This is a genomic window from Virgibacillus chiguensis, assembly GCF_900129865.1.
Taxonomy (GTDB): domain Bacteria; phylum Bacillota; class Bacilli; order Bacillales; family Amphibacillaceae; genus Virgibacillus; species Virgibacillus chiguensis.
The window spans coordinates 75,137-93,946 of sequence record NZ_FQXD01000004.1 but is presented as its reverse complement, the minus strand read 5'-3'; the positions used below and the strand labels follow the sequence as shown (position 1 = coordinate 93,946).

The following is an 18,810-nucleotide window of genomic DNA, read 5'->3' as shown; positions in this document are numbered from 1 at the left end:
TCATGGACTCACAGGATAAATGGAAGTAAAGATTGAAGAAAGGAAGAATATTTAGAAGAAGACTAAGCAGTTTGTTGATTGTGGGAGATGTATTTATAAAGAAGTTGCTTCATAGTAAGTTAAGCGACTTCCTATAACTAAAAAAGCAGGTTCCTACATTTTTAAAAGGATACCTGCTTCCAATAACATGTTTATTTATTCTTCTTCCATTTCACAACAACCCTCATCTGTACAGTACATTGTTTTTGACCCTTTAGGGTTCAATGATTGAAGTCTGTTTTCCATTTTCGCTTCTTGCCAAACTTGTTCCAAAACCTGGTCAAAAACCTCTTTTGGTTGCGCGCCAGACAGCGCATATTTTTCATTAAAAACAAAAAACGGAACCCCTTTAACGCCCATTTCTCTCGCTTGATGTTGGTCGTGTTTTACATCTCTAGCATAGCTATTCGTACAAATAACCTCAGCGACGTTCTTTTTATTTAAACCGACTTTACTAGCAAGGGTCTGTAATGTTTCATGATCACTGATTAATTGAGAATCAGTGAAAAAAGCATGCATCAACGCTTCAGCCATGTTATTACCTTTGCCCAGACGTGCTGCATACTTTACTAAGCGGTGAGCCGTAAACGTGTTTGTATGCTGCATGGTATCAAAATGATATGTCAGCCCTACATCTGCTGCTTGCTTTTCTATCTGTTTACTCATTTGCTTTATTTGTTCTATGGGAATCCCTTTTGTATTTGAGAGATATTCATACATATTTTGATTTGGCTTTTCTTCTGCGTTAGGATCTAATTGATAACTTTTAAACTCAACAACAATATCATTACGATATGCAAATGTTTCTAAGGATTGCTCCAATTTTCTCTTTCCAATATAACAAAAAGGGCAAACGAAATCAGACCATATCTCAATCTTCATACATACACCTCACTTTCAATTCATTGTAGCATAGCTATTCCCATTGCATGAACAATCCTGCTTATCCAAGAGGCATAACGACATAAACCACAATATGTTTAGAGCATTTAATAAAAGTTACAACTAATTAACTCTCTATAAACTCGGCTTTTCGTTAAATTTATAGAAGCTGGTGTTTTAGATCCTCAATTTGTTGGTACATATCAATACAATATAAGAATAGATTTTACATGTAGCAGGGAGCACTTAATAAGCTTATCCTTTCCTCTTGATAAAATGGCTTTTCTAAGTTTCTGTAGGAAAACTATAGCTTGCACCCTCTTTTTTATAATAAAGTAAAAAAGAGGGTGTGATTACTGCTATAATCGCACCTCTTCATTCTTCCTATAGTGAACAAAGGAATTTACTTGACACGTTATTGATATAAGTTATTTTCTTTATCTACATACTTTCCATAATCAGGTATAGCTAGATCTGTAAATTGTTCAACAAGCCTGTCCAAGCCGTTTTTTAACTTTTTACCTTTCATACTCACACCATGGCCTGGTACCACTATTTCAGGGTTTAGTTCTGCTAATTTTTGTACAGATTCAAATGCTGCTTTCCAGTCGGTTGTATAGTATCTAGGTGGTCCATTCACTTCCGCTGTTTGCATCAGCACACGATAAAATGAATCCTGTCTTACAGTAATGAACGCATCTCCTGAAAACAATAGCCGATCATTCTCTCGATAAAAAGATACATGACCAGGTGTATGTCCTGGCGTATGTACCCATTTCCAATTTTCTAAATGAGGAACTTGATTGTTTTCAGGAAGGGCTTGCACCGCATTACCTAAATCAATCGGCTCATTCGGATATAGGTTAGCCATTTTCGCTAGTAGACCACCTTCTACGCTCGTGTCCGGTTTTGGGTAGCTTTTTTCACCACGTAAGTAAGGGAGTTCTTTAGAATGTGCATAAATAGGAACATCCCACTCCTCCAATAAGGCAGCTAACCCTCCTACATGATCAAAATGAGCATGCGTCAACAGAATTGCAGCTGGCTTACTACCTTTTCCAAATCGGTCTACAACAACCGATTTAATTTCTGAAGCTGCATGAGGTAATCCAGCATCGATAAGCACCCATTCCCCTTTTTCAGGATGACCTACAAAACCAATATTTACCATTTGATCCGTATAATAGTATATATCGGCTTTCACCTGTACACCGCCTCCACTTGTAATGGAGGTCATCGGAACAAATTTGTCATGTTCACGTTGATGAAAATTTTGTTCCATGCTAACCTGCCTCCTCGCTTAAATAATTAGTCGTAGTATTTACAACACGAAAAAAAATAACCACATCATCTGATATGGATTACAAGTCACTAATTATTTTAAAAATAGGTTCTTAAAACTAAAGAGAGCTTGCACTTTGTAAGGTAGCTTCTTCCAATTAACAGCGAACGATCTTGAACAAAGGCTCGGGGAGCCCGGTTAGCAACGTAGCGAGTGGAACGAACCAACGAAAGTTTTAGGAACCGTGCTACTGCAACAGGAGTATGCCGGCGCCCTCCGGCAAGCCCGTCTTTAGTCGGCCTTCCCATTTAGAACGAACCGATGATGACTTATCGGAAGGCAATGGAGTGAAGTCGCCTAGTTGCTGGGCGCTGGAGCCGGACGTGGCTATATAAATTAGTTAGTTTATGCAACGCTAGTGTAATTTCCTAGACAAGGAAAAATTTGGCTTGTCGCCAAGTCTTATAGCAAAAGCTTGATTGTACCAGCAAATCTCCATAAAAAAGCCTTCTTCTGGCTCATACGATCCACCTTAAAACTTTGTGCTTTCCTATAGTAAGGATATTGGCTACATTTTTGCTTAGCAGCCACGAGATATGCGTTACAATTGTGAACTTCAGCGACTTTGTTGTGAACTTCGACCAACTTACTTGTGAACTTCAGCGACTTTCGTGTAAATTCAAGCGAAATTAATGTAAATTCAAGTGATTTTACATTTTTTTGCAAGATAATCAGTCTTTTAGCAATGAGACGCCGTCGTTTTGCTTATACTATAAGCCTTAAAACTTTGATGGTTGGAACTATCTTTTTCATTATTTTTATTCCTAATCTCATCATGTAACGCACCCTCAAGAGAGATAAAAAATCTAGCCTCTTTTTTCTAACTTATCTTCCCAACCTGAAAAAACTTCAATATCATAATGGTTTAAATCTTCATCGGAAAGGTTACTCTTAATGTATGTTGCAACTTTTTCTATTTCTTCCTCACTATATACATCTATATCGATTGTTGCGGGCTCCTCGCCGACAATGTAACCCTGCACCTCATACTTATCCATAACAGCTTGTAGCACCTCATCTACCGTCCTATCCTTCGAAAAAGTAATAACAGAAAATGCTCCCAAAATAAGTAAAGTGCCGCTCAACGTTATTACTCCGATTTTTTTCATTGTTTTTACTCCTTCCTTGTCCAATTTATTAAATTTCACTCTATTTCGAGTATAATTCACCATCCTATCTATGACAAGGAGTGTTCTTTTATGCAAAGATGAACATCTGGCTTGCTGTTCATGAAGGCGTTGCACTATCTTAAACAAACCCCTAAATGTATCTTCATCCATGCCGTTAATATCTTAGCCTTAGCGACAGATGTCAAAAAGGTATTAATGCTCTTTCAAAAGAAAAGGGGGAGGATGTATTTGATTGCACAATTTAATATAACGGATAAAGATGGATGTATTTGATTGCACAATTTAATATAACGGATAAAGATTTAATTGCTCAACAAAAAAATGCAATAAAAATTAGTAAGTTCCATAGGAAAGCTAGATTAATGCAACTAATGGTTTTTTATCTATTTCTGGTATATATACTCGCATTTAGCCGTCTCTCAACAGATAATTTTATATTTGGGTTATCGTTATGTTTAATTCTCACCCCTGTAGTATGGAAATCTTATGAGTATGCTATAATTAGTCAATTTAAAGGTATTCTTAAACAACACAAGAATTCATTAGATGATTTTACATTAAACTTATCTGCAGAAGAGTTTACTAAAGAATCGAGGAATATAACTGAAAAATTCCAATGGGAAGATTTGAAACAGCTTAAAGAAGATGGGGAACGTTATTTCTTATATTTTAACCGACTTATTTGCAATAACAATTAAAAAAGAACCTAAAAATATGAATACAGAAGAAGTGAAGATGTAGCAAGAATTTATAAAAAGAAAAGTTAATAATTAAAAAGCTAGTTGCTGAGCAACTAGCTTTCTTCTAGCAGAGAATTCCCCATAATCGATACGCGCCTCGTTTGTTGCAATGCTTCTAATGAAGTTACACCAATTCCAAACATAGCCATTTTTAATTCCAATTCTATTTGTGCCATCGTTGTTATGACTGCCTCGGCAGATTCGGTTGCTGCCTGCAATAATTGACGTGCAAAACCGATCACATCTGCGCCAATAGTTATGGCTTTTGCAGCATCGACACCCGTTTTCATTCCTCCGCTTGCTACAAGAGGAACTTTTGGGAGCTTATTTCTTACTGACACGATACAATCTTTTGTTGGCAGCCCCCAGTTATTGAAAGCTTCAGCTGCAGCCTTGCGAAGTGGATCTTGCGAACGGAGCTTTTCAACTTGGCTCCATGATGTCCCACCAGCTCCTGCTACATCAATATACGCTATCCCAGCATTGTACAACTGTTCAGCCACGAAGCCATCAATACCAAAGCCAACTTCCTTCGCACCAACTGGCACGGTTAATTTACTGCAAATTTCTTCTACTTTTGGCAATAAATCAGCAAAGTTTAAGTCGCCGCCATCTTGTACAGCTTCTTGCAAACTATTAAAATGGAGAACAAGTGAATCAGCTTCCGTCCTATCCACAATACGCTGGGCTTCTTCAGCGCCATAACCATAATTCAATTGTACAGCACCTAAATTAGCAATTAAAGGTACTGTCGGAGCTTGCTGGCGTATTAAGAATGAAGCTTGGTGGGCATCACTTTCTAGTAAAGCTCGTGTTGAACCAAGGGCAACAGCCCATCCCTTTTCTTCAGCAGCTAGCGCTAAGTTTTGATTGATTTTAGCAGCAAGCTCTGAACCACCAGTCATCGAACTTACCAAAAATGGCGCTTGTAACGATTTATTTAAAAAGGTTGTGTTGATTTGTATATCATCAAAATGAATCTCCGGAAGCGCATTATGTATAAATGAAATACCTTCTAACCCCGTCGATTTATTCACACCTTCTACATTCTCTGTTAAGCATAGCTGAATATGTTCGGTTTTTCTACGATTTATTCCCTCTTCCATGTTAAAAAACCTCCAATTTTACGACCTTGCATTCTATGATAACATAACTTAGATTCAAATCTTACTGTGACGATTTTTTAAAACTTATGCATGGTATAAAGCCATAAGGTCGAATTCCTTGTATAATGTATAAGATGTTAAAAGACGAGATAAATTTGCTAAACTTTGAAATAGTCGAACTGAATTCATTTTGTGTTCCAAATGCAGCAATATGGATTTAGATTTTCTAGGTAGCAACCTCTCAGACATGCAATTCGTCATTTTTAGTGCCCTTTTTGAATATTAGATATGTTTTAAACGGTAACATTTTTAATTTATCGTCTCATAAAACAAGCACAAGTACATTTCATAACAAGCGTAAAAGTGAAAGGAATTCGTTAAAATGATGAAAGATAAAGCAAAAGAATTTGCTACTAAAGCACATGAAGGACAATGGAGAAAAGGTTCCAAGGCACCTTACATCACGCATCCTATTCGTGTTGCGAATATACTTGAAGAAGCTGGTTGCAGTGAGGAAGTTATCTGCGCAGGTTATTTACATGATGTTGTAGAAGATACAGCTACAACCATACAAGAAATCGCCATCCAATTTGGTAAACACATTACTTCTCTTGTCTGTGCGCATACCGAAAATAAAACCCTGCCTTGGGAAAAGCGAAAACAGCAAACGATTTACACATTAAAAACATCAAATATGGAAGTAAAGCAGTTAATTATAGCGGATAAATTAGACAATTTATTAAGTATCGAGGCAGATTTGCAATCCTTTGGAGAGGCTGTATGGGATCACTTCCATGCGCCTTTGGATAAGCAGAAATGGTATTATCAGTCGATAAAAGAAGTTATGTATCATGGCATTTCAACGAAAGAAGCACCTGCTTTTTTTAACCATTATGAAGAGGCTGTGTCACGTGTTTTTTAACGATCTTGGGTATAAAAAGTGAACCTTCAATCAATGGAGGTTTTCTCTATCCACCATAGATTGTTAGTACCACAAGGGTATGACCTAGAGTCCTCTGAACGAATTGGGCGATTTAGATGCTTTTCTCCCCCACTTAGACTTGATCAACTCACATCTCCAATCCTTGAAAAGTTAATCTTACAGCACCTTATATTCGGGATAAAATTGAACGATGCCAAAAGCTTAAAACAGCTTTTGGCATACTCCTTAGCATAAATTTCTGTCTACTTGTATCCACGTTGATTGTACGTAGCTTTCATATTTTTTGCTCGCTGTTTCCATTTGTTTTTCTCTTCCAGCTGTGCCTTTTGATCCTGCTTTCTTTTTTCAAATGCTAATTCTCGTAACAATTTTTGATAACTATCAAACCGCTCCTGTGAGAGTTCACCTGAAGCAAGTGCTTCTTGAACACGACAGCCCGGCTCTGTATCATGCTGACAATCACTAAAAAAACAAGCACTAGCAAAATCTTCTACATCTTCAAAGGCAGTATCTACTGCTGTTTCTCCGTCCCAAAGCTGTAATTCTCGCATTCCTGGAGTATCAATTAACAAAGCGCCGCTTGCTAACACGAACAATTCACGATGCGTTGTGGTGTGTCGCCCTTTGCTATCATCCAAACGAACATCTTTCGTTTTCTGTACATTTCGCTCGGATAAAACATTGACTAAAGTCGATTTCCCTACACCAGAGGACCCTACTAAAGCGACAGTATCAGCAGGTTTCAAGTAGGTATTTAAATCCTGAATCCCTTCTCCAGTAATATTGCTCACAACAATAATTGGAACGCCAATGGCTACTGTCTCTACCTGAGCAATTAACGCTGGTAACTGCTCTTCTTCGTACGCATCCTTTTTCGTTAACACGATGACTGGAGAAGCGCCACTTTCGTAAACAGCTACAATATATCGTTCTATGCGGCGTATATTGAGATCATCATTGAGTGAACTTACGATAAATATCGTATCTAAATTTGCTGCAACTAGCTGCGCCTCTGTTTTACCCCCAGCCGCTTGTCGAACAAGCTGGCTTTTTCTTGGCAAAACATGTTGAATAACGGCTTTTTTCTCTAGCCTCAGCTTTTCTACTGCAACCCAATCACCAACAGTAGGAAAATCAATTGCTCCATTTGCCGCATTCAAAAATTTACCACTAACGTGAGCCAAATACTCCATCTCTCCATCAGAAATGCGGTAACTATTTCTCTGCACCGTTATTACCCGGGCAATAATTGCTGGGTCAGTTTCTGTATACAAAGTCTCATTCCAACCAAGTTTGGTTAAATTATTATTCAATTATTTTCCTCCTTCAAAAATGGAAGTTCCACCGTGTAAGAAAACAGTTTTTACGTAAAATACAATTTTCTCGCACTGAACATCTGTTGTTAAGGAGGAAAGCCAAAGTGGATATCTACCTATTCCGACCGTTCCTCCATTTTGTTTATGTTTGTTTCCTTATTGAATACATGCATCAACATCAACTCCTTTCAAAATGGAACAACGCGTGTTGAACCTTACCTATGTTATAACTGATTTTAACTTCATTTGTAAAGTGTTTTTAACCGTTTGTTTCACATTCGAATAGGAACTATCTTATGTAAAGTGAAACTCTTATCCGTATGGATTTCTTTTATCCCTCACGAATTGTTTCCTAGTCCAAGGGTAAACCTAATTGCCCGCGAATCGGAGGTGGAGGTCCACGTAGACTTGTTCAGCTGTCATCTGCCAAAATTTACAGCGGGAGTCTTATAGCATTTTTTATAGGAATTACAAGCGATTTTCATACAAAGCGCACAGCGTGGCGGGCTTCCTTATCTCCAAACCTTTCTAGCTGAAACGATACACACAAAAAGCTGCCTTTTACTTTTAAGCGTAAGAGACAGCTTTTGTTTTAACGACTATTCATTTCACTCGGTTCTGGTCCTTTTCGTTCGCCTCTTTCCAATTTAGAAATGGCATCCATTTCCTCTGATCCCAGTTCAAAATCAAAAACAGCGAAGTTTTCCTTTATTCGTGAAGGTGTTACCGATTTCGGTATAACAATATGATTCGCTTGCAAGTGCCAACGCAACACGATTTGAGCAGGCGTTTTTTGATGCGCTTGGGCAATCTTTGTAATTTCTTCATTCTGTAGCACTGCGCCACCTTGCATAAGGGGACTCCAAGCTTCGACATAAATATGATGTTGATCACAAAAATGCTGTAACTCTTGTTGCTGCAAGTATGGATGACATTCAACTTGATTAACCGTTGGAACAACCTCACACTCATCCAACAACCGTTGTAAATGTTCCTTGTTAAAATTGCAAACACCGATCGCTTTCACACGACCATCTTGATATAATTTTTCCAACGCTTTATAAGTTTCAACATATTGATCAAATGCAGGTGTTGGCCAGTGGATTAAGTATAAATCTACGTAATCTAATCCAAGCTTATCGAGACTTTCCTCAAAAGCACGAAGCGTGTTTTCATAACCTTGATCACTATTCCAAACCTTTGTTGTAATAAACAATTCTTCTCTAGGCACAGAGGTATTAGCTAGTGCTCTTCCAACTCCACGCTCATTGTCATAAATTTTAGCTGTATCGATGGACCGATACCCCACTTCGATTGCTGTTTCAACTGCTTTTGTTGCTTCTTCATCAGACACTTGCCATACACCAAAGCCAAGTTGTGGCATACGTAAACCATTGTTTAAGGTAATATACTGCATTGATTAGCCCCTCTCTATTCCGATACTTTTATCGTATCACAATTAACAATGGCAACCAAAAAATTCTTAACAAATAGGCGACTTTTAATTGAAAAGGGGCAATAGAATCTAGCATGACACATTTTTTACACGAAATACAGTGACAGTACTTATTTACAGAGTGAATTACTTCGACCACTAAAATGCTTAAAGAAATTGAGGGAGCATTGTTTCTTAGGGAAATTTCGCTTTCATTCCCCTAAATAAAAGAATGATGGCTCCTCTTTATCTTGATTATTTTACGAGCGAAAGGATATTTGACTTCATTATCGCACTATGCCTTCTTTATCCACTCAACCTTATATCACTTAGCAGTATATATTTTCTCAAGTAAATGTTTCGTTTAACGCCTCACCGAAACTATCCCCTCCAGTTGGTTAGAGAGGAAGGTTTCTTTCGCCAGTACGTTAAATTCCGTTATGGAGCCAACGTTTTCGAGCATAGCTGTAATTTCCTTCAAATCTTTCCAATTGCTTATTTTCTAATACATATGTGATCGGAAAAAGTCGATCCAAAAAGTAACGGTCATGGGATACAGCAATAATCGTACCACCGAACTGTTCTAATGCTTCTTCTAACATTTCTTTCGACTCTATATCCAAATGATTTGTCGGTTCATCTAAAATTAGGATATTATGATTTTGATACATTAATTGGGCAAGACGCAAACGTGTCTTTTCTCCTCCGCTTAAGTTTTCCGTCGTTTGAAATACTTTTGCGCCATAAAACAGAAATTGAGCCAATATATTTCTTGCCTCCCCCTCCTCTATTGGAACATGCTCGCGGAATTCATCAATTACCGTGCGTTTCCCTTCCATCTCTAGCATATGCTGCGACAAATAGCCAATAGACAAACGACTACCTAATTGCCGTTCTCCTGCATCTGCTGCTATCTTCCCTACTATTATTTGTAATAGCGTTGATTTCCCCGTACCATTTTCACCAATAATTGCCACTCGCTCTTGAAAGCGTACATGCATATTCACGTGCTGAAAAAGCATTTTATCTTGCACACTTTTTGAAACGCCTTCCAGCCGAATAACATCTTTTCCGCTACGATCTTGCATTTTAAAATCGATTTGCATACGTTTATGCTCCATTATGGGGCGTTTTAACCGCGTCATTTTATCCAAGGCTTTTTGCATACTCTTTGCCCTGCGATGTAATCCATCATTTGGTGGATTCGCTTGATTTGCCCATTCTTTCAATCGTTTGATGGTTTCTTTCATTTTCTTTATTTTCTTTTGCTGATCTTGATATTGCTGAAATTCCTGTAACAGCCTTTCCTCTCTTTCTTTTACATAATTCGTATAATTCGTCGCATAGGTATTTAGTTCTCCTTGATCTAATTCCCAAACCTTTGTGACAGTATCATCTAAAAAATAGCGATCATGGGAAACAATCATTACCGTTCCTGTGTAATTGCGAATAAAATCCGTTAACCATTCGATTGCTTGAATATCCAAATGATTGGTAGGCTCATCTAACAAGAGTAAGTCTGGTGCTTGCAGCAGTAATTGAGCTAAACCAACTTTTGTCCGTTCCCCACCACTCAAATGTTTCCAACACTTTGTTGCCAATTCTTCTATCTGCAAGCCGCTCATGACCCTCCGAATACGAGCGTCGATTTCATAACCACCACGTTCTTGAAAGCTTTCTTGCATATCTCCATACTTTTCAATTAGCTTCGTTAATTTTTCTACGTTTGCTTCTTTTGCCATCAAGCTTTCCAAACGTTCCATTTCACCTTTTAGCAAGTTTAAATCCGTAAACACTTCCGTTAATAGCCCTTCAACCGTTGTTTCCTGTTCCTTGATAGGATTTTGCAACAGCAAACCAACGGAACTATTTTTCTTCCAAGTTATTCTTCCTTTAGCAGGTTCGGTTTTTTTCGCAAGTAACTGCAATAAAGTCGATTTCCCCGTTCCATTTCTTCCAATTAAACCAATTCTGTCTCCTTTCTTCACTTCTGCAGTAATCTGTTCAAAAATTTGATTGGCACCTATTATTTGGGTCACTTGTTGGATACTTACTGTTATCATTTTTTCTCTTCCTCCGCTCTAGAAGAGACAACGCTACCTATACGTTAGGAACAAGATTTCATTTTATTAGTAAGTGATTTTCTTAAAGCGTGTTCCTCTTGCACGGGAAGCTAGTAAAGTGGTGCATATGCAAACGCCACCAACCAATGATATTTTCGCGTTCATTTAGGCAACAATAAATGAACTGCTCATGAATACCGTTTAGAAACAGGTTTTCTGACGTTTTTCTTATACGATACACCTTAAAACGCAATCCGTTCTTCTAGTTGAAATATATGCATGATAAACCTGTGATGATAAAATATAAGTCTTGTCATCTCTCACTTAAATTAAATCATTTTTTACAGTGTGGTATTACAACTTGATGTAGTTCATAAAAAACGTAGCTTATCACCAATTCTTCATAGAGAACGAATGCTTTAGAAAAACTGGGCTTGTCGCCAAGTCTATGGCGAAAGCCTTGTTTTTCTTATACTATAAACCAAGAAAATCTTATGCTTTCCTATAGTGTAAAAAAAATCATAGCAAAACGACGTAAGTAGAGTTTTCTCCTTACGCCGTTTCATAAATCCACAAATAAGCATTGCACTTTACTAAGTACAATTGTTCACACACGTTACACTTATTTCCGTCCGGTTAGGTAGATGTCTCTCACTGATTTTTTCCATTATTTTGAATTCGCAATGGACACACGTATCCCGTTGCTTTGATTATTGGAAAAAATTGCATAACGAATAGCAAGATATGCTTTCATTTTCGTTATATCACCAGTTTGATTCATCTACCTCACCTCCCTTTTATAATTGTTTTAAGTTTATCCGACCGTACTTTATTTGTCAATCCTTATATTTTCATTACTTGGAATTCACTCTGTAAGACTGGCCAATTTTGGGCAAACGGGATCCCTAACACCCAAAACATAGCGCCTCTTATATCGTAATTAGCTATTCGTTCGTATTTTGCCTTTACGCTGCGGGCATCTTCAAACCAAACCTCATGCCTCTGCCCATTGTCATCTGTATAACGAAAATTTGGCGCTTGATAAATTTCATCATATTGAATAGCTTCTTTATAAGTGAAAGCTAAATCGACAGCTTCCTGTGCGTTAATTGTTCGAGCACGGGTTCCTTCTTGCCAAGGTATCTTCCAATCCCTTCCGTATAAAGGGATTCCCATCATTATTTTTTCTTTTGGTATGACAGTAACTGCATAATCCAATACTTTTTCGACTTCATTAATAGGCGCAATGGCTAGCGGCCTGCCTCCCGCCCATCCCCATTCATACGTCATCAAATTAATAAAATCGACTACTTTTCCTTGTGCTTCATAATCATGTGCTTCATATAGTAATCCCTTTTGATCGCTACTTGTTTTTGGTGCCACTGCTGTTGTTACAAGATATCCTAGAGGATGCAAACGACGAACCATTCGTTTTAAAAATTCCGTATACCGATCTCGATCTTCCGGATATACATATTCAAAATTAATATTTATGCCTCTATATCCCTTATCGTTCATAATAGCTAACACGTTTGTAATTACTTTATCCTGTAACTGGACATCTCGTAAGATTGTTGCTGCTGTATCTGAATCGAAGTCCCCTGCTTTGATATTACTTAATACAAGTAATGGTGCTACATTCATTTCCTTTGCCGCTTCTAAAATGCGTTCATCAGATAAAGAAGTTAAACTACCATCTACATTCACTTGATAAGAAAATGGATTTACGTATGTCAGCAATCGACCATTCATTAACATATCTTGTTTCCCCTGTTGATCTAACTGGATAGTATAGGCACATATTTGTTTGTTAGGCTTTGCTGGAAAAGGAATTCGTATAATAGTCCCCGGATAAATACTAGATGGTTGAACAAGGAAATTCACCTGCAAAATTTCTGCTGTTGTTACACCAAAACTGTGTGCAAGCTGCCAAATAGAGTCGCCAGGCTCAACAAGGTAGAGAAAATAAGGCAAGGATAACAATTGCCCCTCATAGATAATAGAAGTTTCTGTAAGGTTGTTAACAGCGGCCAGATCAGCTAATGCAACATGGTAATTCTCTGCAATCTGAGTTAATGTATCACCAGTTTGTACAACGTATTCTTTTGTTGGATCTGGTATGACCAAGCTTTGACCAACGACGAGCTTGTTTGCATCTGGTAATTGATTAAGTGTACGTATTTGTTGTACATCTAATCCATAGCGTTGTGCTATTTTCCAAAGTGTATCACCTCGATTTACCACATATATTCCCATACATCATCTCTCCATTTATTCGCTCTTCCTATAGCCTATTCCATCCATGTTTGTCCTGTTCGTAAACTCTGAACGATTACAGCCCTGGCGAATTGCTCGAATCGGAGGCTGCTATCAGATTTAAGTTAAAGCGCATGCATGACGGCTTCTTTTTAGGCAGTTTATCGGAGTTAATGGTTTTCTATATGTTGTAAACGAACCGTATATATAGTATTCTACCTTTCGCTGGTATTGTTAAGTTGTCCCATTTTGATAAGCATTCAACGTCAGTTCTAACGCTTTTTTGTAAGGTGTTCTCGGCAATGCGCCTATTCTTTCTTCGTACTTTTCCCCAATTAATATTACAGGGTGTTGGTTTAAATACTGCATTTCTACAAATTCTCGCATGTGCTGATTAAATATCCCTAATAACCGCAACATGTTCGTAGTTACTGTCCCTACGTTTTTCTCATATCCTGTCAAATCTCGAATCAACTTTATTAACTCCACGCCTTCTATAGGCCGAGCGGCTGGTATGTTCCAATGCTCCCCATAAGATTTGTCCTGTAATGATAGATTTACCAACGCCTTTGCTCCATCAAATGTGAAAAGATGCTCTCTTTCTATATGATGGCTTCCAATGAACCAAGCACGTTTGTTAGCAGCTACAGATTGTAATGTGAAATTCAACTGCGTATTTTCTGCATAAGGGCCAAAGAAGTCAGGAAAATGAGCGAGCACGTAAGGTACATTCGATTTCATAATTTGTTTCTCAACTTGTAGCCGTAACTTGCCTTTTTTCGTATGCGGATGTTTTATAGCTGTTTCCTTTATCGCTTCCATATGTTTTCCGTATGCGTAGATATTATCTACAATTGCGAGTTTTGCATTATTTTTCTTTGTTGCTTGTAATATGTTCTCGGTTAATGGAAGAAGCTTATCTTGCCAATCACCATATGGTAAATTAATTGCATGAAAAATGATATCTTGGTTTTCGGATATTTGTGCTAATAATTTTTGATTAAACGCATCCCCATGAACAATGGTCACCTCTGAATAACGAGAAAACAACTTATTTAGCTTTTCTTTAGAACGAGCGAAAACTGTTACGGAAAAGTCACGCTGAATCAATTCCCTCACTAATGCGTATCCCATTCCGCCAGAAGCGCCTAGCACAAGTGCTTTTTTCATTGTATCAACTTCCCTTCGTTTAATTAACCAATGGTCAATTAGAAGCTTAATAAAAACTTGGAACTTTCACCAAGTCTTTATGTACAGCTTTCAGTTCTGATAACTCAACTTTTTACATGTATAGTATAGGAAAACGACAACTTCCCATAAAACTTGCCAGAAAACTAATTTTCCCCAATTACTTACGTTCGATTTACGTCATTTTGTCCATTGTAGAAGTAAACTAACATGACGTTTAGCCATTGCTTCAACATCTTCATAATTATTTACATGTCGTATATAATGCGTTACAAATCCATGTAAGGATAAAAACATTGACCAAATTACTTGAATGGATAACGCTTTACTACTCCACGCAGCAACAAAGTGGGCAAATCTTTGGTAAGCTTTCATTGGCGCTTCTTCCGTAAATGTCCGCACATCCTCATCTTTAATTAAAAACATAATCTCATAATGACTTTGATGAGTCAGTCCAAAAGCAATATAGTCCTGCATTAAATGCTTCAATTTTTCTTCATTAGAGAGCTCTTTTCTCTGAATAGCAAACATTCTTTCATCAAGTAGTTGAAAATGGTTTTCAACTACTGCAAAGAACAACTCTGCTTTGTTCTTAAAATGGTAATATAACGATCCATGACTGTAATTTAATTTAGTAGCGATTTGCCTCATTGACACATGTTGATAACCCTTTTTTACAAATAGGTCATTCGCTGCTTCAAGAATCATTTCACGCGTAAGTTCTTTCGAAACTGTTTTTCTAGCTACCATTTGTAATCCTCCATTTAATTGACCATCGTTCAATATTAAATGGTATAGGAAGGTAAAAAGGTTGTCAAACAAAACGATAAATTATGTGTCATGTTTTTCTCAACTTTAACTTCCTCGAAAAAAAGGAGTTCGCTTTTTTCTGTGAGGTCTTCCAACTTCGCTTTCCCACAGGCCAAGGAAAGCTACGACAGCGAAAATCTTGATTATTTGCAAGGAGACCAAATGATTTTCCCTTTTTCTTCTTTATGATCAATACTTATGTCAAAATAATGCTTGGCGTAAAAATATTTCAACCGCTCCACATGATCAAAATCACGTTTAACGATATCACCAGTAATATAATGTTTGTTTTCATCATAAGCAAGCTCTTTTAAATGGTTCATTAATACAGAACCGTAGCCTTTATTTTCTTCCCCTTTAATATCAGAAATGTGAAGGGTATTTTCTCGTTTATATTCAGCTTCAATAGCTGAATCCCATTTCCCACGAAATGGCTTCGTACATTCATGAAGCATCATTTGAATCGAATTTGCTTTTCGAATTGCATAGATGATGACCCAGTTAGCCTCTTTTGTTTGATCAATACTAACAATAGAAGCTTGTTTGGCAATTTCTTTTACATTTTGTTGCATACGAAAGACTTGTACTTCCAATGTATTTAGTTCTTTCTCTAATTCTTGCTTGTTTTTTTCGCTTGCTATAAAAGCAGAAGCTTGCATCTTATCACCTACATCTTTATAATTACGCACACAATTTGACATTTTACACGAGAACGGCTTTTTAACGCAAATGGTAGCATCGGTTGTCAGTTATTTAAGTAGCGAGAAGTTCTCTACTAACTTTGTTTCAACAATTTATAATCATAACGCTTACCTGCTGAGATCGAACCTTTTTGCTCACCTATTGTAAAAAAATTTGCACTAATAGCTTTAATTATTTTCAAATTTAGTCGATATGTTAAAAAAGGTGGAATTATTTATAATGATAGAAATATTCTTTTCATCCTTTAAAAAGAACATAGTGAAATGCTCATACGTTAAAAAATCATACTGCATCAAGACTTTTAACACGCTACTAATCATATGAAACAAAGAACAAAGGCTCAGGGCGCCCGGCTAGCAACGTAGCGACTGGAACGAATCAACGAAAGTTTTAGGAATCATGCTCCTGCTGCCGGCGCCCTGCGGCAAGCCCGTCTTTAGTCGGCCTTCCTATTTAGAACGAACCGATGATGACTTAGCGTAAGGCAATGGAGTGAAGTCGCCTAGTTGCTGGGCGCTTGCGCCGGACGTGGCTAAATAACTTAGTTAGTTTATGCAACGCTAGTGTAATTTCCTAGACAATTAAAAAATTGCCTATAAGTTTATTTTTTTTTTAACAATGAAGTGGGTGCCGGGTTAGTAATGAACGAATCAGACGAGTCAACGGGGCTAAAGGAATTATGCTAAAACAGGGGGGGTTCTATGAAAAACAAAAAAGTCCATACAAAGGCAAAAACGCAAAAGAACTGGAAAAAGAAAGTCATTGTTGCTTGGGGAAATCTACGCATTCACAAAAAATATTTGTCTGTTTTCTTTTTAACGATTGCTTTAATGCTTACTTCTTCTATCATTGTATATGTGCAATTAAAAGGAGGACAACAAGATATTCATAGAGTGAATGAACTACAGGAACAAACAGACCAAATTTCCCAATTAGCAATCATTATTCAGGCGAAAGATGTACAATCCGCCGACTATTTAATTACTGGGAATGATAAATATTTTACTAACTTCGAAGCCTATCAAAAGGAATTCGAGAAAGTTGCCCAACAATTAGATAAAACGATGGATGATAAAAATCAGAAAGCTATTCTTAGCGATATTGTTGATAAAAACGAGTCCATTGATAAAGCATTTTTGGAGCGAATGGTAACCTCTGTCGAAGAAGGAAGAGAGCAATTTGCTAACACTATTCGTCACTATTCGGGAGGATTGCGAGAAGACACACTAACACTTGTCAATAATCTCCTCGATCAAACGCAACAACAACAGGCTAGAGCCATTGCTGAAACAGAAAACAGCTCAAACAGGAGTGTATACATACTAGCATTCTCCAATCTATTATCGCTAGCTATCGGTATACCACTCATGATTATGATTAGCCGTGGCATTACTTCCAGATTGCAAAGCATTGTTCACACTACAAAAGATATAGCAAATGGAAATTTGCATATACAACAGGAAGAGACTAAATCAAAGGATGAAATTGGTCAACTAGCTCAAGCTGTACATAGGATGCGAGATCGAATACGAACAATCATTCAGAGCGTCCAAAACGTTTCTTCCTCTGTATCAGCACAAAGTGAGCAATTAACGAAATCAGCTAGTGAAGTGAAAGAAAGTAACCATCAAATCGCTACAACGATGGAAGAATTAGCTAGCGGTACAGAAATGCAAGCAACAGGCGCAAGTGAACTATCTGACAATATGAATCACTTCGTTGATAATGTACACATTTCTGAACAAAGAGGAAGCGAAGTAATGACAGATGCTAGCGAAGTGCGAAAATGGACGACAGAAAGTTCTAGCTTAATGCAACAATCTGTCCAGCAAATGAACCAGATTGACACCATTGTAGAAGAAGCAGTAACGCAAGTAAAAGGCTTGGATAATCAGTCAAGTCAAATATCCAAACTTGTGAAAGTTATACGAGATATTGCAGAACAGACGAATTTGCTCTCGTTAAATGCCGCCATTGAAGCTGCAAGAGCTGGTGAACATGGTAGAGGTTTTGCCGTAGTAGCAGATGAAGTTCGAAAACTTTCAGAACAAGTTGCGCAATCTGTCGGTGAAATTACTACCATCGTGCAGCGGATTCAATCGGAGACAAGCGACGTCGTTTCTTCTTTAAATCGAGGTTATGATGAAGTAAAAACTGGAAAGCAACAGATTGAAGATACAGGAGCTAACTTCCAACAAATGAATAATGCGATAACGGGTATGATTGAAAAAATGCAAGCTATTTCCATGAAACTAAAAGAGAATACAGAAACAAGTAAAGACATGGAGCAACTCGTCAAAGAAATAGCTTCTGTTTCACAGGAATCAGCAGCTGGAGTAGAACAAGTTGCAGCTTCTACAGAAGAGACGACCGGTACCATGGAGCAAGTTTCTCACAATATTGAAGAGTTAGCAGAATTAGCTAAAGACCTTCATAAACAAGTGAATGTCTTTAAGCTTTGAAACTTGGAGAACAAAATAAATTGTTATACCTACAAAAAATTCACAATTTTAGATCGGATCTTTCATTTCTATAGTTACATGTATCCAGAAAATTAATCCTGCTTTAGCAGTGCTCATTACATACGCTTAGTCATTTCATTCGAGAAGCAAACGGACGCGACCCGACATACGATTTACTGCGTAAGCCACTTTTTCTGCAGAGAGCGAGCGACTTCTTGTGCAGGGTAGGCGACTTCTGACTTCTCCTCGAACATGAGCGTATTCTCGCGTAGGGGGGAGCGATTTTGCGACGTACGTGAGCGAATTTCCGCGCGCGATGAGCGATTTTGCGACGTGCATGAGCGAATTTCCGCGCGAGGAGCGATTTTACGACGTGCGTGAGCGAATTTCCGCGCG

Annotated in this window: 14 protein-coding genes; 3 read left to right on the top strand and 11 right to left on the bottom strand. The window is 37.7% G+C overall.

Annotated elements, in window-relative coordinates; genetic code table 11:
- Window positions 1–195: 195 nt before the first annotated feature.
- The 3 genes from BUB45_RS06170 to BUB45_RS06155 form a co-directional block, all read right to left on the bottom strand.
- Window positions 196–921, bottom strand: coding sequence for a DsbA family oxidoreductase (locus BUB45_RS06170; RefSeq protein ID WP_073006386.1), 726 nt, complete (start codon window positions 919–921; stop codon window positions 196–198).
- A 415-nt stretch (window positions 922–1,336) separates the two neighbouring features.
- Window positions 1,337–2,203, bottom strand: a complete 867-nt coding sequence (locus BUB45_RS06165; RefSeq protein ID WP_073006384.1) for an MBL fold metallo-hydrolase — start codon at window positions 2,201–2,203, stop codon at window positions 1,337–1,339.
- Between the two features lie 866 nt (window positions 2,204–3,069).
- Window positions 3,070–3,372 carry a YolC/YozM family protein gene (locus BUB45_RS06155; RefSeq protein ID WP_073006380.1) on the bottom strand — a complete coding sequence of 101 codons (303 nt, stop codon included), beginning with the start codon at window positions 3,370–3,372 and terminating at the stop codon, window positions 3,070–3,072.
- 290 nt (window positions 3,373–3,662) lie between these two features.
- Here BUB45_RS06155 and BUB45_RS06145 point away from each other — a divergent pair, with 290 nt between their 5' ends.
- On the top strand, window positions 3,663–4,091 hold the full coding sequence (locus BUB45_RS06145) for a hypothetical protein (RefSeq protein WP_073006376.1): 429 nt from the start codon (window positions 3,663–3,665) through the stop codon (window positions 4,089–4,091).
- A gap of 95 nt (window positions 4,092–4,186) precedes the next feature.
- Here the strand turns inward: BUB45_RS06145 and fni are convergent, their stop codons facing one another.
- The gene (gene fni, locus BUB45_RS06140; protein WP_073006374.1) at window positions 4,187–5,239 is read right to left on the bottom strand and encodes a type 2 isopentenyl-diphosphate Delta-isomerase; all 1,053 of its coding nucleotides are present in this window, start codon (window positions 5,237–5,239) and stop codon (window positions 4,187–4,189) included.
- Window positions 5,240–5,624: 385 nt separating this feature from the next.
- On the opposite strand from fni, the gene BUB45_RS06135 reads away from it, so the two are divergent.
- On the top strand, window positions 5,625–6,161 hold the full coding sequence (locus tag BUB45_RS06135; RefSeq protein ID WP_073006704.1) for an HD domain-containing protein: 537 nt from the start codon (window positions 5,625–5,627) through the stop codon (window positions 6,159–6,161).
- Between the two features lie 263 nt (window positions 6,162–6,424).
- Here the strand turns inward: BUB45_RS06135 and rsgA are convergent, their stop codons facing one another.
- From rsgA to BUB45_RS06100, 7 genes are all read right to left on the bottom strand, one after another.
- Window positions 6,425–7,495, bottom strand: coding sequence for a ribosome small subunit-dependent GTPase A (gene rsgA, locus BUB45_RS06130; protein ID WP_073006372.1), 1,071 nt, complete (start codon window positions 7,493–7,495; stop codon window positions 6,425–6,427).
- 595 nt (window positions 7,496–8,090) lie between these two features.
- Entirely contained in the window at window positions 8,091–8,915 is an 825-nt protein-coding gene (locus BUB45_RS06125; RefSeq protein WP_073006370.1) for an aldo/keto reductase, read from the bottom strand.
- A gap of 446 nt (window positions 8,916–9,361) precedes the next feature.
- A complete protein-coding gene (gene abc-f, locus BUB45_RS06120; protein ID WP_073006368.1) occupies window positions 9,362–10,996 on the bottom strand; it encodes a ribosomal protection-like ABC-F family protein in 1,635 nt (544 codons plus the stop codon).
- Between the two features lie 843 nt (window positions 10,997–11,839).
- Window positions 11,840–13,252 (bottom strand): LysM peptidoglycan-binding domain-containing protein, encoded by a 1,413-nt coding sequence (locus tag BUB45_RS06115; RefSeq protein ID WP_073006367.1) that lies wholly within the window; start codon window positions 13,250–13,252, stop codon window positions 11,840–11,842.
- A 234-nt stretch (window positions 13,253–13,486) separates the two neighbouring features.
- Window positions 13,487–14,422: an SDR family NAD(P)-dependent oxidoreductase gene (locus BUB45_RS06110; RefSeq protein ID WP_073006365.1), complete on the bottom strand. Its 936-nt coding sequence runs from the start codon at window positions 14,420–14,422 to the stop codon at window positions 13,487–13,489.
- Window positions 14,423–14,620: 198 nt separating this feature from the next.
- Complete coding sequence (locus BUB45_RS06105; RefSeq protein ID WP_073006363.1) at window positions 14,621–15,190, bottom strand: TetR/AcrR family transcriptional regulator; 570 nt, start codon at window positions 15,188–15,190, stop codon at window positions 14,621–14,623.
- Window positions 15,191–15,393: 203 nt separating this feature from the next.
- Entirely contained in the window at window positions 15,394–15,951 is a 558-nt protein-coding gene (locus BUB45_RS06100; protein ID WP_244527666.1) for a hypothetical protein, read from the bottom strand.
- 702 nt (window positions 15,952–16,653) lie between these two features.
- On the opposite strand from BUB45_RS06100, the gene BUB45_RS19775 reads away from it, so the two are divergent.
- Window positions 16,654–18,414 carry a methyl-accepting chemotaxis protein gene (locus BUB45_RS19775; RefSeq protein ID WP_073006359.1) on the top strand — a complete coding sequence of 587 codons (1,761 nt, stop codon included), beginning with the start codon at window positions 16,654–16,656 and terminating at the stop codon, window positions 18,412–18,414.
- Window positions 18,415–18,810: the final 396 nt, after the last annotated feature.

Coding starts and splice junctions, on each gene's coding strand:
- BUB45_RS06170 (WP_073006386.1), bottom strand. CDS start 921: ATGAAGATTGAGATATGGTCTGATTTCGTTTGCCCTTTTTGTTATATT.
- BUB45_RS06165 (WP_073006384.1), bottom strand. CDS start 2,203: ATGGAACAAAATTTTCATCAACGTGAACATGACAAATTTGTTCCGATG.
- BUB45_RS06155 (WP_073006380.1), bottom strand. CDS start 3,372: ATGAAAAAAATCGGAGTAATAACGTTGAGCGGCACTTTACTTATTTTG.
- fni (WP_073006374.1), bottom strand. CDS start 5,239: ATGGAAGAGGGAATAAATCGTAGAAAAACCGAACATATTCAGCTATGC.
- BUB45_RS06135 (WP_073006704.1), top strand. CDS start 5,625: ATGAAAGATAAAGCAAAAGAATTTGCTACTAAAGCACATGAAGGACAA.
- BUB45_RS06125 (WP_073006370.1), bottom strand. CDS start 8,915: ATGCAGTATATTACCTTAAACAATGGTTTACGTATGCCACAACTTGGC.
- abc-f (WP_073006368.1), bottom strand. CDS start 10,996: ATGATAACAGTAAGTATCCAACAAGTGACCCAAATAATAGGTGCCAAT.
- BUB45_RS06115 (WP_073006367.1), bottom strand. CDS start 13,252: ATGGGAATATATGTGGTAAATCGAGGTGATACACTTTGGAAAATAGCA.
- BUB45_RS06110 (WP_073006365.1), bottom strand. CDS start 14,422: ATGAAAAAAGCACTTGTGCTAGGCGCTTCTGGCGGAATGGGATACGCA.
- BUB45_RS06105 (WP_073006363.1), bottom strand. CDS start 15,190: ATGGTAGCTAGAAAAACAGTTTCGAAAGAACTTACGCGTGAAATGATT.
- BUB45_RS06100 (WP_244527666.1), bottom strand. CDS start 15,951: ATGTCAAATTGTGTGCGTAATTATAAAGATGTAGGTGATAAGATGCAA.
- BUB45_RS19775 (WP_073006359.1), top strand. CDS start 16,654: ATGAAAAACAAAAAAGTCCATACAAAGGCAAAAACGCAAAAGAACTGG.